The organism is Rhodococcus ruber NBRC 15591 (genome assembly GCF_001894945.1).
GTDB classification, from domain to species: domain Bacteria; phylum Actinomycetota; class Actinomycetes; order Mycobacteriales; family Mycobacteriaceae; genus Rhodococcus; species Rhodococcus ruber.
The window spans coordinates 96,694-110,805 of sequence record NZ_BCXE01000020.1 but is presented as its reverse complement, the minus strand read 5'-3'; the positions used below and the strand labels follow the sequence as shown (position 1 = coordinate 110,805).

At 70.4% G+C, this 14,112-nt stretch carries 16 protein-coding genes; 5 read left to right on the top strand and 11 right to left on the bottom strand.

Translation table 11 applies throughout. The features are described 5' to 3' along the window. The first annotated feature begins 12 nt into the window (after positions 1-12). Genes RR3_RS12770 through RR3_RS12750 form a run of 5 tightly spaced genes read left to right on the top strand, consistent with a single transcriptional unit; the run spans position 13 to position 2,575 of the window. On the top strand, positions 13-474 hold the full coding sequence (locus tag RR3_RS12770; protein WP_010591973.1) for an Asp23/Gls24 family envelope stress response protein: 462 nt from the start codon (positions 13-15) through the stop codon (positions 472-474). Continuing rightward, entirely contained in the window at positions 471-788 is a 318-nt protein-coding gene (locus RR3_RS12765; RefSeq protein WP_010591974.1) for an Asp23/Gls24 family envelope stress response protein, read from the top strand. The genes RR3_RS12770 and RR3_RS12765 overlap by 4 nt, the downstream gene beginning before the upstream one ends. Beyond that, positions 785-979 carry a hypothetical protein gene (locus RR3_RS12760; protein ID WP_017680000.1) on the top strand — a complete coding sequence of 65 codons (195 nt, stop codon included), beginning with the start codon at positions 785-787 and terminating at the stop codon, positions 977-979. Before RR3_RS12765 ends, RR3_RS12760 begins: the two co-directional genes overlap by 4 nt. Next, the gene (locus RR3_RS12755) at positions 972-2,009 is read left to right on the top strand and encodes a DUF6286 domain-containing Asp23/Gls24 family envelope stress response protein (RefSeq protein ID WP_010591976.1); all 1,038 of its coding nucleotides are present in this window, start codon (positions 972-974) and stop codon (positions 2,007-2,009) included. The genes RR3_RS12760 and RR3_RS12755 overlap by 8 nt, the downstream gene beginning before the upstream one ends. After that, positions 2,006-2,575: an Asp23/Gls24 family envelope stress response protein gene (locus RR3_RS12750; RefSeq protein WP_010591977.1), complete on the top strand. Its 570-nt coding sequence runs from the start codon at positions 2,006-2,008 to the stop codon at positions 2,573-2,575. The genes RR3_RS12755 and RR3_RS12750 overlap by 4 nt, the downstream gene beginning before the upstream one ends. 202 nt (positions 2,576-2,777) lie before the next feature. On the opposite strand, the gene tuf is transcribed toward RR3_RS12750, so the two are convergent. From tuf to RR3_RS12695, 11 genes are all read right to left on the bottom strand, one after another. Then, positions 2,778-3,968, bottom strand: a complete 1,191-nt coding sequence (gene tuf, locus RR3_RS12745; RefSeq protein ID WP_003937665.1) for an elongation factor Tu — start codon at positions 3,966-3,968, stop codon at positions 2,778-2,780. A 95-nt stretch (positions 3,969-4,063) separates the two neighbouring features. Next, entirely contained in the window at positions 4,064-6,166 is a 2,103-nt protein-coding gene (gene fusA / locus RR3_RS12740) for an elongation factor G (protein WP_010591978.1), read from the bottom strand. 147 nt (positions 6,167-6,313) lie between these two features. Continuing rightward, complete coding sequence (gene rpsG / locus RR3_RS12735) at positions 6,314-6,784, bottom strand: 30S ribosomal protein S7 (RefSeq protein ID WP_003937663.1); 471 nt, start codon at positions 6,782-6,784, stop codon at positions 6,314-6,316. Further along, positions 6,784-7,158 (bottom strand): 30S ribosomal protein S12, encoded by a 375-nt coding sequence (rpsL, locus tag RR3_RS12730; RefSeq protein ID WP_003937662.1) that lies wholly within the window; start codon positions 7,156-7,158, stop codon positions 6,784-6,786. Before rpsL ends, rpsG begins: the two co-directional genes overlap by 1 nt. Positions 7,159-7,468: 310 nt before the next feature. Then, on the bottom strand, positions 7,469-8,002 hold the full coding sequence (locus RR3_RS12725) for a DUF3558 domain-containing protein (protein ID WP_010591979.1): 534 nt from the start codon (positions 8,000-8,002) through the stop codon (positions 7,469-7,471). Beyond that, positions 7,999-8,541, bottom strand: a complete 543-nt coding sequence (locus RR3_RS12720; RefSeq protein WP_010591980.1) for a DUF3558 domain-containing protein — start codon at positions 8,539-8,541, stop codon at positions 7,999-8,001. The genes RR3_RS12725 and RR3_RS12720 overlap by 4 nt, the downstream gene beginning before the upstream one ends. 9 nt (positions 8,542-8,550) lie before the next feature. Further along, complete coding sequence (locus tag RR3_RS12715; protein WP_010591981.1) at positions 8,551-9,180, bottom strand: TetR/AcrR family transcriptional regulator; 630 nt, start codon at positions 9,178-9,180, stop codon at positions 8,551-8,553. Next, a complete protein-coding gene (locus tag RR3_RS12710; RefSeq protein WP_010591982.1) occupies positions 9,177-9,833 on the bottom strand; it encodes a TetR/AcrR family transcriptional regulator in 657 nt (218 codons plus the stop codon). The genes RR3_RS12715 and RR3_RS12710 overlap by 4 nt, the downstream gene beginning before the upstream one ends. A 147-nt stretch (positions 9,834-9,980) precedes the next feature. Next, positions 9,981-10,760 (bottom strand): enoyl-CoA hydratase family protein, encoded by a 780-nt coding sequence (locus RR3_RS12705; protein ID WP_010591983.1) that lies wholly within the window; start codon positions 10,758-10,760, stop codon positions 9,981-9,983. An 11-nt stretch (positions 10,761-10,771) separates the two neighbouring features. Continuing rightward, positions 10,772-11,932 (bottom strand): acyl-CoA dehydrogenase family protein, encoded by a 1,161-nt coding sequence (locus RR3_RS12700; RefSeq protein WP_010591984.1) that lies wholly within the window; start codon positions 11,930-11,932, stop codon positions 10,772-10,774. Next, on the bottom strand, positions 11,932-14,112 hold the full coding sequence (locus tag RR3_RS12695) for an acetyl/propionyl/methylcrotonyl-CoA carboxylase subunit alpha (protein ID WP_064065894.1): 2,181 nt from the start codon (positions 14,110-14,112) through the stop codon (positions 11,932-11,934). The genes RR3_RS12700 and RR3_RS12695 overlap by 1 nt, the downstream gene beginning before the upstream one ends.

The window sequence follows — 14,112 nt, the reverse complement described above, 5'->3', positions numbered from 1 at the left end:
CGAGGAGCCCCCATGACCAGCGACAGCGGCGCAGGCATCAGCCGCGTGCAGTTCGGCAGCGGAATCGCTCCGGGGCCGGTCGACACCCAGGGGCGCACCATCATCGCCGACGCGGTCGTGGCGAAGATCGCCGGAATCGCGACCCGCGAGATCAGCGGTGTCTACGACGTCGGCGCCGGCACCGCACGAGTGGTCGGGGCGCTGCGGGACCGCATCCCCGGCGCGCGGATCAACCACGGCCAGGGCGTCGCCGTGGAGGTCGGGGAGAAACAGGCCGCGATCGACATCGGCATCGTCGCCGAATACGGCGTGGCCCTGCACGAACTCGCGGTCGCGATCCGCCACAACGTGATCGCCGCCGTCGAACGGATGACCGGCCTCGAGGTCACCGAAGTCAACATCACCGTCTTCGACGTCGTGCTGTTCGACGAGGCCACGGGCGTCGCCGACGACCTGAAACCCCGCGTCCAGTGACCACTCCCGCCGAGCCCGCAGAACTGGCCGCGGCCGCCGCCCTCGAGGTGCCCGGCGTCGCCGACCTGCACGGCGGAGCCTTCGGCGAGGTCGCGACATATCTGCCGGGCCGGCGTGTCACCGGGATCCGCCTCGGTGCGGACACGTGCGCGGTCCACATCGTCGTCGAGTACCCGGCCGACCTGTACGCCGTCGCGGCCGCGGTCCGGGACCGGCTCGGGCCGCTGGTCGGCGTCCCCGTCGACGTGACCATCGAAGACCTGCGGATCCCGTCGCCCGACGGTGAGCACCCGACCAGTGAGGTGACCCCATGAACCACACCCCTGTCAGCAACACCGCCGTCGGACTCCTGGCGGGCCTGCTCCTCGCCCTCGCCGGCATCCTCGGCGGCTTCAGCGGTCTGCTGTTCGGCATCCTGCTCGGCGCCCTCGGCATGGTGATCGGCGCCCACCGGGACGGCCTCCTCGACCTGGGCGCCCTGCTGCGGAGCCGGGGCCGTGGCTGACTCCACGCCCACCGAGCCGGAGACCCTGCCGTCCCGGGCCGGCGCCGACGCCGTCGCCCCCGAGACGGTCGACCCCGTCGGGCACCGCGGACAGCTGGTGATCAAGGACCGCGCCGTCGAGCGGATCGCCGCGGCCGCCGCACTCCAGGTGCCCGGGGTGACCCGCCAGCGCGGCGGACTCAGCCTGTTCACCGGGCGGGACCTGCCCCGCGCCGACGTCACCACCGGCGGCGGCGCCGTCGCGGTCAACCTGTACATCGCGGCCGAATGGCCCTACGACGCCGCCGCCCTCACCCGGCGGGTGCACGACGCCGTCGACCGTCAACTCCACGAGCTGACCGGTCTGCCGGTGCACGAACTCAACGTCCTCGTCGCCGCGACGTCCGTCGCGGAGCCGGCCGAGCGCAACGAACCGTCGGTGCCGGTCGAGTACACCGAGGCCGACATCGTCGCCCGGACCGAGTACCGGGCTCCGGTCCCGGTCGTCGCGCCGTTGCCGCCCCTCGCCCACCCGGCCGCGGCGCCGGCGGCCGCGCTCATCGCCGTGGGGGCACTCGCGCTCGCGTTCGCCGCGGCCCGGGAACTGCTCATCGTCCGCGGCACGTACGCGGGCGCACCGTGGCTGCGCAACTCCTTCGAGTGGTTCGGCCGGCTGCACTGGCAGAGCTGGATCGCACCCGTCGCCGCGACCCTGGTCCTGCTGGGGGTCGTGCTCGTGGTGGTGGCCGTCAAGCCGCGTCGCCGCACGCACGTGCCGCTGCAGGTCTCCGGACCGGTCCCCACGGTGTGGATGCGCCGAACCGACCTGGCCCGGATGTGCAGCGCCCACGCGTCGACACTGCCCGGAGTGCACACGGCCCGCACCGTCGTCGATCGCCGTCGCGCGCTGGTCAGCATCGTGGGGTCGGGTGAGGAGTCGACCGCCGATCTGGTCGCCGCGGTCCGGGGCGCGGTGGCCCCGAACCTGGCACTGCTCGCCGAGCCGATCACGCTCGTGGTGCAGGTGCACCGACCGAGGACGGCACGATGAAGCTGCGCACCGTCCTGGTCAACCGCTTGCTCACGTTCGCCGTGGGCGCCGCGCTGCTCGGCGCCGGGGCGTTCGCCCTGGCCTGGGTCTGGCAGGTGCGTTTCGCCCGCGAATGGCTGGCCCGCCTGGACCGCCCCCGCATCATCGACGTCCCCGACCAGTCCTGGTGGGAGGGGGCGCTGTGGACCGCCGTGGCCGTGGGCGTGACGATCGGGATCGTGCTCCTGGCGGTCAACTTCTCCCGGCGCCGGACGTCGCGGGTGCAGCTGTACGACGAGGTCACCGAGGCCACTCTGGCCGTGGAACTCGGACCGGTGGCCGACGGTGTCGCCGGCGAACTGGCGGCCCTGCCCGGTGTGCGGGCCACCCGCAGCCGGGCCGTCGTCGAACGCCACTTGCCGACCCTGTCGATCACGGTGTACGCGGACCCGAACATCGACGTCGCCGACTTCACCGCCCGTGCCGAGGAAACCGCCGAGCGGGCCGCCCGCGCCCTGGGCGGGGCCCGGGTGGCGACGCAGGTCCTGCTGCACCTGGATCCGGCTCACCCCGAACCGGCCGCGTAGCCCGGTCGGTCGTCTCCCGGGCCGCCCACCGAGCCGAGCGAATGTGCCGCTCACCTCGTCGGACTCGGCGATACTTCCGCTCGATCCCGGAAACGCCGAACGGCGCCCACCCCGAGGGATGGACGCCGTCCGACGTCAGCGAGAACTAGCTCACTTGATGATCGCGTAGGCGGTGCCTACTTGATGATCGCGTAGGCGGTGCCTACTTGATGATCTTCGTGACGCGACCGGCGCCGACGGTGCGGCCACCCTCGCGGATCGCGAAGCGCAGGCCCTCGTCCATGGCGACCGGCTGGATCAGGACGACCGACATCTCGGTGTTGTCGCCCGGCATGACCATCTCGGTGCCCTCGGGAAGGGTCACAACGCCCGTCACGTCCGTGGTACGGAAGTAGAACTGCGGACGGTAGTTGTTGAAGAACGGCGTGTGGCGGCCGCCCTCCTCCTTGTTGAGGATGTACGCCTGGCCCTCGAACTCCGTGTGCGGAGTGGTGGTGCCCGGCTTCACGACGACCTGGCCGCGCTCGACGTCCTCGCGCTTGATGCCGCGGACCAGCAGACCGACGTTGTCGCCGGCCTGGCCCTGGTCGAGCAGCTTGCGGAACATCTCGATGCCGGTGACCGTGGTCTTGGTCGAGGTCGGGCGGATACCGACGATCTCGACCTCCTCGTTCACGTTGATGACACCGCGCTCGATGCGGCCGGTGACGACCGTGCCACGACCGGTGATGGTGAAGACGTCCTCGACGGGCATGAGGAACGGCTTGTCGGTCTCACGGACCGGGTCCGGGATGGACTCGTCGACGGCGTCCATCAGGTCCTCGATGGACTTGACCCACTTCTCGTCGCCCTCGAGCGCCTTGAGCGCCGAGATCGGGATGACCGGGGCGTTCTCGTCGAACTCCTGGGCGGCCAGCAGCTCGCGGACCTCCATCTCGACGAGCTCGAGGATCTCCTCGTCGTCGACCATGTCGGCCTTGTTCAGGGCGACCAGGATGTAGGGCACACCGACCTGACGGGCGAGCAGCACGTGCTCGCGAGTCTGCGGCATCGGGCCGTCGGTGGCGGCCACGACCAGGATCGCGCCGTCCATCTGAGCCGCACCGGTGATCATGTTCTTGATGTAGTCGGCGTGACCCGGGGCGTCGACGTGCGCGTAGTGGCGCTTCTCGGTCTGGTACTCGACGTGGGAGATGTTGATCGTGATACCACGAGCCTTCTCCTCCGGAGCCTTGTCGATCTGGTCGAACGCGAAGCTCTCGTTCAGGTCCGGGTACTTGTCGGCGAGCACCTTGGTGATGGCAGCCGTGGTGGTGGTCTTGCCGTGGTCGACGTGACCGATGGTGCCGATGTTCACGTGCGGCTTGGTCCGCTCGAACTTCGCCTTCGCCACTTGAGGGTCCTCCTGGACTGTTGTTGCTTGCAGTATGCAGCAGTGCGGTTTTGTTACTTACTTGGTCGTGCAGCCGACCGGTTCTGCAACCGAGGTTACTCGCCGGTCGCCTTGGCGATGATTTCCTTCGAGACGTTCGACGGAACCTCAGCGTAGGAATCGAACACCATGGAGAAGTTCGCGCGACCCTGGGTCTTCGACCGCAGGTCCCCGATGTAACCGAACATCTCCGAGAGCGGAACCAGCGCCTTCACGACACGGGCACCACTGCGTTCCTCCATGGCCTGGATCTGGCCACGGCGGGAGTTGAGGTCGCCGATCACTTCACCCATGTAGTCCTCGGGGGTGGTGACCTCGACAGCCATGAGCGGCTCGAGGATGACCGGCGCAGCCTTGCGCGCAGCCTCCTTCAGGGCCTGCGAACCGGCGATCTTGAACGCCATTTCCGACGAGTCCACGTCGTGGTAGGCGCCGTCGAGCAGGGTGACCTTGACGTTCACCAGCGGATACCCGGCGAGCACGCCGTACTGCATGGCGTCCTGCGCGCCGGCGTCCACCGAGGGGATGTACTCGCGCGGCACGCGGCCACCGGTGACCTTGTTCTCGAACTCGTAGGTCGCGCCGTCCTCGCCCACGAACGGCTCGAGGGCGATGATGACCTTCGCGAACTGGCCGGAACCACCGGTCTGCTTCTTGTGCGTGAACTCGAGCTTCTCGACCCGCTTGGTGATGGTCTCGCGGTACGCCACCTGCGGCTTGCCGACGTTGGCCTCGACCTTGAACTCGCGACGCATCCGGTCGACGAGGATGTCGAGGTGGAGCTCGCCCATGCCGCCGATGACGGTCTGGCCGGTCTCCTCGTCCAGCTCGACGGAGAAGGTGGGATCCTCCTCGGCCAGCTTCTGGATCGCGGTGCCCAGCTTCTCCTGGTCGGACTTGGTCTTCGGCTCGATGGAGACCTGGATGACCGGATCCGGGAAGGTCATGGACTCGAGCACGATCGGGGCGTCCTGCGCGCACAGGGTGTCGCCGGTCGTGGTGTCCTTGAGGCCGATCATCGCGTAGATGTGGCCGGCCACCGCCTCGTCGACCGGGTTCTCCTTGTTGGCGTGCATCTGGAACAGCTTGCCGATGCGCTCCTTCTTGCCCTTGGTGGCGTTGAGCACCTGGGCGCCCGGCTCGATGCGACCGGAGTACACGCGCACGAAGGTCAGCTTGCCGAAGAACGGGTGCGCGGCGATCTTGAACGCCAGCGCGGAGAAGGGCTCGTCCTTGCTCGGCTTGCGGGTGAGGGCCTCCTCCTCGTCACCGAGCTTGTGGCCCTCGACCTCGCCGATGTCGAGCGGGTTCGGCAGGTAGTCGATGACCGCGTCGAGCATGGGCTGGATGCCCTTGTTCTTGAACGCGGACCCGCACAGCACCGGGTACAGCTCGGAGGCGACGGTCAGCTTCCGGATGGCGCCCTTGATCTCGGCGACGGTCAGTTCCTCGCCACCGAAGTACTTCTCCATGAGCTCTTCGTCGCTCTCGGCGACGGTCTCGAGCAGCTTCTCGCGGTACTCGGCGGCCTTGTCGGCCAGGTCCGCAGGGATCTCCTCGACGGTCGGCTCGGCACCGATCTCGACGGTGCCACGCCACGTGTAGGCCTTCATCTCGACCAGGTCGACGACGCCGTCGAACGCGTCCTCGGCACCGATCGGCAGCTGCAGCACGAGCGGCTTGGCGCCGAGGCGGTCGATGATGGTCTGGACCGTGAAGTAGAAGTCCGCGCCCATCTTGTCCATCTTGTTGACGAAGCAGATGCGCGGAACGTCGTACTTGGCAGCCTGCCGCCAGACCTGCTCGGACTGCGGCTCGACGCCCTCCTTGCCGTCGAACACGGCGACCGCGCCGTCGAGGACGCGCAGCGACCGCTCGACCTCGACCGTGAAGTCGACGTGGCCGGGGGTGTCGATGATGTTGATCTGGTTCTTGTTCCAGAAGCAGGTCACCGCGGCGGAGGTGATGGTGATGCCGCGTTCCTTCTCCTGCTCCATCCAGTCGGTGGTCGACGCACCGTCGTGGGTCTCACCGATCTTGTAGTTCACACCGGTGTAGAAGAGGATGCGCTCGGTCGTCGTGGTCTTGCCGGCATCGATGTGCGCCATGATGCCGATGTTGCGGACCTTGTTCAGGTCGGTCAGCACTTCCTGTGCCACAGGTAACCCCGCTCGTAGCTCGTGTCGGTCCTAGGGTGCGGACCAGTGTTCTCGGATGTTCAGCCGGCCTTGAGGGACCGACACAGTTGTGCGAGCGGCCGGCCGGGAGGATGTCGGTAGCACCGGATCCTCCCGGCCGGCGGCGACTCACCAGCGGTAGTGCGCGAACGCCTTGTTGGCCTCGGCCATCTTGTGGGTGTCCTCGCGACGCTTCACGGACGCACCCAGGCCGTTGCTGGCGTCGAGGAGCTCGTTCGCGAGACGCTCGACCATCGTCTTCTCACGACGCTGACGCGAGAAGGTGACCAGCCACCGCAGCGCGAGGGTGGTCGACCGGCCGGGACGAACCTCGACCGGCACCTGGTAGGTGGCGCCACCGACACGGCGGCTGCGCACCTCGAGAGCGGGCTTGACGTTGTCCAGCGCGCGCTTGAGGGTGACGACCGGATCGGTGCCGGTCTTCTCGCGCGCCCGCTCGAGTGCCTCGTAGACGATGCGCTCGGCGGTGGACTTCTTGCCGTCCAGCAGGATCTTGTTGACCAGCTGGGTGACCAGCGGCGACCCGTAGACCGGGTCGGCGATCAGGGGACGCTTCGGAGCGGGACCCTTACGTGGCATCAGCCCTTCTCCTTCTTCGCGCCGTAGCGGCTGCGCGCCTGCTTGCGGTTCTTGACACCCTGGGTGTCGAGCGAACCGCGGATGATCTTGTAGCGGACACCGGGGAGGTCCTTCACACGACCACCGCGCACGAGCACCATCGAGTGCTCCTGCAGGTTGTGACCCTCACCCGGGATGTAGGCGGTGACCTCGACGGAGCTGGTCAGACGCACGCGGGCGACCTTCCGGAGCGCCGAGTTCGGCTTCTTCGGGGTGGTGGTGTACACGCGAGTGCACACGCCGCGACGCTGCGGGCTGCCCTTGAGGGCCGCGGTCTTGACCTTGGCGGCCTTGTCGCGGCGGCCCTTGCGGACCAGCTGATTGATGGTTGGCATCTACCGGCTTTCTCGTTGTCTGAAGACTGCTCGCACGAGCAACCTTGGCTGTTCTGAAATTAGGGATCCATCGGTTGGGGCAAGAGAGCTGCTGCCCCGCACCCACCCCTCGTGTGCACACGAGGTCGGGCGTGTCGCGTACCCCCACACAGGCAGCCGGGGGCTCGCTCCTGCGGAGATTCCACAGACCGCGCGCACGGCACTACCTCGCATAGGCACACAGATCGGCCCGGGCATGCCGGACACGACCCACAACGATACCCGGCGGCGCGGCGCAAGGTCAAAGCGAGCCGCGGGGGTCCGCCGCCGCTCAACTGCTGAGGTCGAGGGTCAGTCGGGCCAGCGTGACGGCCGCCGCACACGGATCCGGGGACTGCGAGCCGGGGGCGTACTGCACCCACCAGCCGAAGATCCCCGTCGTGGACGCTCCCGCCGAGATCCCGCAGGACGCCGGGTCGTCGGGCGGGCGCATCAGCACCGCCCGCCGACCCTCCACGGTCGTGTTCTCCACCGTGTATCCCAGCCGTTGCGCCGTCCCCCGCTCGGTGTCCAGGGAACCGGTCTCGAACCAGTTGAAGGTGACCTTCGCCGAGCCCGCGGTGTCCCACCGGCAGATCGCCCCGAAGAAGCCTCGCTCGATCGCCTCCACGCCGACCGCCTCCGCGATCTGCTCGTCGGTGACGGCGTCGCATTCGGTGAGCAGGCGGGTGAACTCGGCGGAGGCACCACCCGATCCGGCCCCCTGCGGCACCGCCTGCCCCTCGATCGTGCTGCCGCACCCGGCGAGCGCCGCAACCAGGGCCAGCGCCACCGGCAGCGCCGCTGCCCGCTTCGTCCGCGTCACTCCTGTGCCCTTTCCGCGCTGAGCTCGGCCAGGTCGCGGGCCACCACGCACGCGTCCGCGGCCGGGGTGAAGGGTCCGTACGTCACGGACCAGTGCACGAAGTCACCGCCGAACTGCACGCCGATCTCGCACAGCACGGTCTGCCCGACGTCGTTCTGCGCCGAGCCCTGGAAGCCGGGTCTGCCGTCGATCTCCACGTCGATCGCGGGCCGGCCGATCAGATCGGAGCCGGCCCGTTCGCGGCCGATCGGACTGCCGCGGTACCAGGAGAACGTCACGCTCGGGCCGCCCGCCCCGACCAGCTCCCATTCGCACCCCACCGAGTTGCGGGTGACCTGTGCGAACGACCCCAGCCCGAAGGCCCGGGCCACCTCGTCGTCGGTGACCGACCCGCACGCACCGAAGAACGGGCCCGGCTCGGTCACCTGCGGCGTGGGCGCCGCGCCCGGCGCCGGGGTCTCGGCCGCATCCGAACCACATCCGGCGACGACGGCACCGGCGAGCCCGAGGACCGCGACCGTGGCCAGCTTGGGAGGCATGACACCAACCTAACCGGCCGGGTGCTGCGCCGCCGAACGCTGCCGGGCCGCGTCGAGCACCGTGTCGAGCTGCGCGGCCCAGTGCCGCACGATCTCGGCCCGACGCCGCGAGTCGTCGGTGAGGACGTCGGCGAGGCCGAGCCCGCGCGCGAGGTCGAGGGTCGCCTGCACCATGCGGTGCACCGTCGGGTCGACCTCGTCCACGCCGAGCTGCTCGACGGCGACCCGGTGGGCGACGCGGCCGAAGCGTTCCTCCAGGGGGACGATGCGGGCCCGCAGTTCCGGATCGGCCGCCGCGGCCGTCCACACCTGCAGCGCCGCCTTGAACAGGCTGCCGGTGTAGTAGTCGACGAGCCGGCGCACCACCGCCTCGGTGCGGGCCGCGCCGACGGGCATGTCGACGGGCTCGCGGCGGGCGAGGTCCATGCGGCTGTCGAACATGAACTCGAGCGCCGCGGTGATCAGGTCCTCCCGGGTCGGGAAGTGGTGCTGCGCGGCGCCGCGGGAGACTCCCGCCCGTTCGGCGACGACGCCCACGGTGGTCGCGCCCCATCCCAGCTCCGCGAGGCAGTCGATGCTCGCCTCGAGCAGCCGGCGGCGTGTGGCCCGGCTCCGATCCTGTTTGGGCTGGCGGGTCATCGCAGCGCACCCCCGGCGGCGGAATCCCCGGGTTCGTCGTCCACCAGGACCCGTTCCATCTGGCGGCGCCACACCGCCAGCTGGGGTTCGGTCAGCGGGTCGCGCGGGTCGATGGCGTACCCGAGGGCCGCCCCGCGCATCGCCTGATAGATCAGGTCGCGCACCTCGACGAACCGGGGGCGGTTGGCGATCTCCGGACCGAAGTTCGCGGTCGTCTGCTCCTTGATCATCCGGCCCAGGATTCGTTCGAGCGGCAGCAGCTCGGCCCGGAGTTCCTCGTGGCCGCGCGCGGCGAGCCACAGCTCCATCGAGGCCCAGAAGTACGGCTGCCGGAAGTTCCACCACATCCGATCGACCGCGACGGCGATACGTTCGACCGGGTCGGCGGGCCAGGGATGGTCGCCGTCGAGGCCCTGGACCCCCTGGGCGGCGAGGTGGTGCACGGCGGCGACGAGCAGGGCGTCCCGCGACGGGTAGTGGTGCAGCAGCCGTCCGCGGGACACGCCGGCAGCCTGCTGGATGCGCACCGTGGTGGCGTTGGAGTAGCCGTGCTCGACCAGCACGGCCACCGCCGCGTCGAGGATCCGCTTGCGGGTGGCGCGGCTGCGTTCCTGCTCGCCGCGACGGCGGGTGTCCGGGGACGGGCTGCTCATGGCGATCAGATTAGGCAGACCGGCGCGCCGGCTCGCGGAGGGTGACCGTCCACGTGAGGTGCCCGGGACGGGTGCCGCCGACGACCGCCCGCACGCGCGCGCCCGGCAGGTCTCGGGCACGTCCCGGCCGGGGCGGCGGACCGTTCCTCACGGACGGCTCCACGCCGGCGGCCGCTTCTGCAGGAACGCGGTCATCCCCTCGACCGCCTCCGGCGAGCCGAACAGCCGCGCCGACTGCTCCGCCAGCGCGTCGCCGTACCGATCGAAGTCGGCGAGCATCCGCATCGTGGTCAGCCGCTTGGATTCGCCCAGCCCCTGCGGGGAACACTCCCGCAGCTGGGCGAGGATCTCCGCCACCGCGGCCCGCGGATCGTCGGTCTCCACGGTGACCAGGCCGATCGCCGCCGCGACCTCCGGCCCGAACCGCTCCCCGGTGAGGAAGTAGCGGCTCGCGGCGCGGGAGGTGAGCCGCGGCAGCACCGTCAGCGAGATGATCGACGCGGCCAGGCCCAGCCGGGCCTCGGTCAGCGCGAACGTCGACCGGGGCCCGGCGACGGCGAGATCGCACGCGCCGACCAACCCCATGCCGCCGGCGCGCACGTGCCCGTCGATCCGCCCGATCACCGGTTTGGGCAGCTCCAGGATCGAACGCAGCACCGCCGTCATCTCCCGGGTCCGGGCGGCGGCCGCCGCGGCGACGCCGCCCTCCGCGGTGCTCGCCTCGCTCAGGTCGGCCCCGGCGCAGAAGGTGCCGCCCTCGTGGGTGAGCACGACGGCGCGGACCCCGTCGTCGGCGGCCGCGTCGGCAAGTCCCTGCCGGAGCTGCGCGACGAGCCTGGCGGAGATCGCGTTGCGGTTGTGCGGCGAGTCGAGAGTGAGGGTGGCGAATCCCTCGCTCACCTCGTACCGGACGAACGTCTCGGACACCGGCGCTCCCCTCAGTACGACCGGGGCAGACCCAGCGAGTGCTGGGACACGAAGTTGAGGATCATCTCCCGGCTCACCGGCGCCACCCGTGCGATGCGCGCCGCGCCGAGCATCGCGGCCAGCCCGTACTCCCGGGTGAGCCCGCCCCCGCCGTGGGTCTGGATCGCCTGGTCGAGCGACTTGATGCTGGCCTCGGCCGCGGCGTACTTGGCCATGTTCGCGGCCTCGGCAGCACCGAAGTCGTCGCCGCTGTCGTACAGCACCGCCGCCTTCTGCATCATCAGCTTCGCCAGCTCGAGCTCGATCTTGCACTGGGCGAGCGGGTGGGCGATGCCCTGGTGAGCCCCGATCGGCGACTTCCACACGGTGCGTTCGTTGGCGTACCGCACCGCGGCGTCCAGGGCGTAGCGGCCCATCCCGACGGCCATCGCCGCGCCGAGGATCCGCTCCGGATTCAGGCCCGCGAACAACTGCATCAGCGCCGCGTCCGGCTCCCCCACCAGCGCGTCCGCCGGCAGTCGCACGTCGTCGAGGAACAGGGTGAACTGATGGTCCGGCTCGACGATGTCCATCTCCATCGGCGTCTTGACGAAGTTCTCGGCATCGGTCGGGACGATGAACAGCGCCGGCCGCAGCTTCCCGCTCTTCGCGTCCTCGGTGCGGGCGACGACGAGCACCGCGTCGGCCTGGTCCACGCCGGAGATGTAGATCTTGCTGCCGTGGAGGATCCAGTCCTCGCCGTCGCGGCGCGCGACGGTGGTGATCTGGTGCGAATTGGACCCGGCATCGGGCTCGGTGATGCCGAACGCCATGATCTTCGAGCCGTCGGCGAGCCCGGGCAGCCAGCGCTGCTTCTGCTCGTCGGTGCCGAACTTGGCGATGATGGTGCCGCAGATGGCGGGCGAGACGACCACCAGCAGCAGCCCGCAGCCCTGCGCGGCGAGTTCCTCCTGCACCAGGGCGAGTTCGTAGATGCCGGCCCCGCCGCCGCCGAATTCCTCCGGCAGGTTCACGCCCAGGAATCCGAGCCCGGCGGCCTCCCGCCACAGCTCGGTCAGCGGTTCGCCCTTGCGGGCCTTCGGCAGCACGTAGTCGGTGTAGTTGTAGCGCTTGGCCAGGCCCGCGACCGCAGCCCGCAGCTGCTTCTGCTCGTCGGTTTCGATGACGCTCATCACTTCTCCTGGGTGTCGGTGGACTCGGTGGGGGTGACGACGGCCAGCACGGCGCCCAGTTCGACCTGGGTGCCGACGGCCACGGGCAGTTCGGTGAGCACGCCCGCGGCGGGGGCCTTGACGATGTGTTCCATCTTCATCGCCTCGAGCCACAGGACCGGTTGCCCCGCGTCGACCGCGTCGCCGACCGTTGCCCCGATCCGGATCACCGACCCGGGCATCGGCGCGAGCAGCGACCCCGCGGCGACATGGGCCGAGGGTTCGACGAACCGCGGGATCGCTCGCAACCGCACCGGACCGAGCGAGGAGTCCACGTGCACCGTGTCGCCGTAGCGCGCGACGTGGAACTGCCGCTGCGCGCCGTCGATCGCGAGCACCACCCGGCGCTCGGTGTGTGCGACGAGGACGATGCCCGGATGGCCGTCGGCGACCAGGCCGTGCCGGGTGAGCCGGTACCGCACCTCGTGTTCACCGTGGTCGCCGTCGTACCGCTTGACCTGTGGCTGCGACGGCAGGTTGCGCCAGCCGCTCGGCAGGCCGCGGCCGACCGTCGCCGTCGCACGACGAGCGGCGGCGTCGGCCAGGGCCGCGGCGAGCGCGGACAGCGACTCGGCGGCGGCGTCGGCGAGCGGCGCGGCGAGCGTGGCGAGCCCGTGTGTGTCGAAGAAGGCGGTGTCGGTGTTGCCGGCCAGGAACTCGGGATGCCGGAGCACGTTCACGAGCAGGTCCCGGTTGGTGCGCAGGCCGTGCACCTCGGCACGGGTGAGCGACGTCGCGAGCATGCGGGCCGCGCGGTCCCGGGTCGGGGCGTAGGCGATCACCTTGGCGAGCATCGGGTCGTAGTGCACGCCCACCACCGAGCCGTCCTCGACGCCGGCGTCCAGACGCAGCCCGGGCCCGGGCAGGACCTCGAACTCGGGGACGCGACCGGGCAGGGCGAGGCGGTGCACCGTGCCGGACTGCGGCCGCCAGTCCTCGGCGGGGTCCTCCGCGTAGAGCCGCACCTCGATCGAATGTCCGCTCGCCGGAGGGGGTTCGGGATCGAGACGGCCGCCGGCAGCGATCTGGAGCTGCAGGTCGACGAGGTCGAGCCCGGTGGTGCACTCGGTGACCGGGTGCTCGACCTGCAGCCGGGTGTTCATCTCGAGGAAGAAGAACTCACCTCCGGCAGTGACATTTCCCGTCGCTTCGCTCGCCCCGGCGACATTTCCCGTCGCTTCGCTCGCCCCGGCGACATTTCCCGTCGCTTCGCTCGCCCCGGCGACATTTCCCGTCGCTTCGCTCGCCCCGGCGACATTTCCCGTCGCTTCGCTCGCCCCGGCGACATTTCCCGTCGCTTCGCTCGCCCCGGTCGCGAGGAACTCGACCGTCCCGGCGCCCTCGTAGTCGATGGCGTGCGCGGCGCGCCGGGCCGCCTCGAACAGCCGCTCCCGCATGCCGGGGGTGGCGTCGACGAGCGGCGACGGGGCCTCCTCGACCACCTTCTGATGCCGCCGCTGGATCGAGCATTCGCGCTCCCCCACCGCCCACACGGTCCCGTGCCGGTCCGCGAGGACCTGCACTTCGATGTGCCGCCCCGTTTCGAGGTAGCGCTCGCAGAACACCGTCGGGTCGCCGAATGCGGACTGTGCCTCACGTCGGGCCGCGGCGAGCTGGTCGGACAGTTCGGCCAGGTCGCGGACGACCCGCATGCCGCGGCCGCCGCCCCCGGCGGAGGCCTTGATCAGCACGGGCAGGTCGGCCTCGGTCACCGCGGCCGGGTCCAGCTCGGCCAGCACCGGCACGCCGGCGTCGGCCATGATCTTCTTGGCCTCGACCTTCGAACCCATCCGGGCGATGGAGTCCGGGTCCGGCCCGATCCAGGTCAGTCCCGCGTCGAGGACCGCCCTCGCGAATTCGGCATTCTCCGAGAGGAACCCGTATCCCGGGTGGATCGCGTCGGCCCCCGCCGTGCGGGCAGCCGCGATGATCGCCTCGCCGCGGAGGTAGGTGTCGGCGGGGGCAGTGCCGGGCAGGTGCACCGCGACGTCGGCCTCGGTGACGTGCGGGCTGTCGGCGTCCGCGTCGGAGAACACGGCGACGGTGCCGAGGCCGGCCCGCCGGCAGGAGGCGAACACCCGGCGGGCGATCTCGCCGCGATTGGCGACGAGCACGGTGGTGACGGTGTCGGAACGGTTCAC